Source organism: Demequina muriae (assembly GCF_030418295.1).
Taxonomy (GTDB): domain Bacteria; phylum Actinomycetota; class Actinomycetes; order Actinomycetales; family Demequinaceae; genus Demequina; species Demequina muriae.
In genome coordinates this window covers 1-838 of record NZ_JAUHQA010000007.1, presented here as the reverse complement: position 1 = coordinate 838, position 838 = coordinate 1, and the positions used below count along the sequence as shown (strand labels likewise).

General features: G+C 63.5%; 2 protein-coding genes. Both read left to right on the top strand.

All coding sequences use genetic code 11. From position 1 onward, the window contains the following. A partial coding sequence (locus tag QQX02_RS13080; protein WP_301143794.1) for a RuvC family protein occupies positions 1-523 on the top strand: 523 nt, incomplete at its 5' end. Beyond that, positions 507-824 carry a helix-turn-helix domain-containing protein gene (locus tag QQX02_RS13415; protein WP_367304245.1) on the top strand — a complete coding sequence of 106 codons (318 nt, stop codon included), beginning with the start codon at positions 507-509 and terminating at the stop codon, positions 822-824. The genes QQX02_RS13080 and QQX02_RS13415, both read left to right, overlap by 17 nt. Positions 825-838: the final 14 nt, after the last annotated feature.

Here is an 838-nt window from a genome sequence, read left to right as displayed (position 1 = left end):
GCGTGTTCGGGGTGGCTGCCTAATGCACACGCCCCTGCGAGTCACGATAGGCGTTGACCCCGGCTTGCATGGGGCTGTTTCCATCCTCGTTGACGACCGCTTCCACGCGGTCCACGACACGCCGACGATGGGCACGGGGAAGTCGGGACGGCAAAGCGTCAACGCCGCTGCGCTGGCCGAAATCGTCCGCACCGAGCTTGCCCGCTTCCCTGGCGTATCCGTGCGCGGGGTCGTGGAGCAGGTAGGCGCGAGGCCCACGGATGGCAAGGCTGCCGCGTTCCGCTTCGGGGAAACCTACGGGGCCATCAAGGGCATCTTCGGTGCGCTGCGCATCCCGTACACGACCGTCGCCCCGGTGAAGTGGAAGCGGTTTTACAACCTGATTGGCACCGAGAAAGACGCCGCACGGGGAAAGGCCATCGAGCTATTCCCCGAGGCGCCGCTGAGCCGCAAGAAAGACTGTGATCGCGCCGACGCCATCCTGATCGGGTATTGGGGCTGGCGTTATGACCTGGTTCCTTGAGGGGAAGGACATGAGTCGAGCATTGCTGGTGATGGCTCTCGCAAAGACGATAGGCCGCCCGCCCACGGATGCGGAGCGCACGGAATACCTGGCGGCTCTGGCATCACTGGCAGGCGGGGAGTACCTCTACATCCCCATGTTGCCGCAATCGATTGGGGTGGACGCGGCCCACATCCACGATATGCATAAGGCAGGGGTGAGCATCCGAAAGATTGCGCGATCCGTTGGGTGCAGCAAGTCGCATGTTCATCGCGTGCTGTCCCAGTTTTCCCCCTCCGTCATGGACACGGAAGCCGCTTAACTGCTAGCCGACCC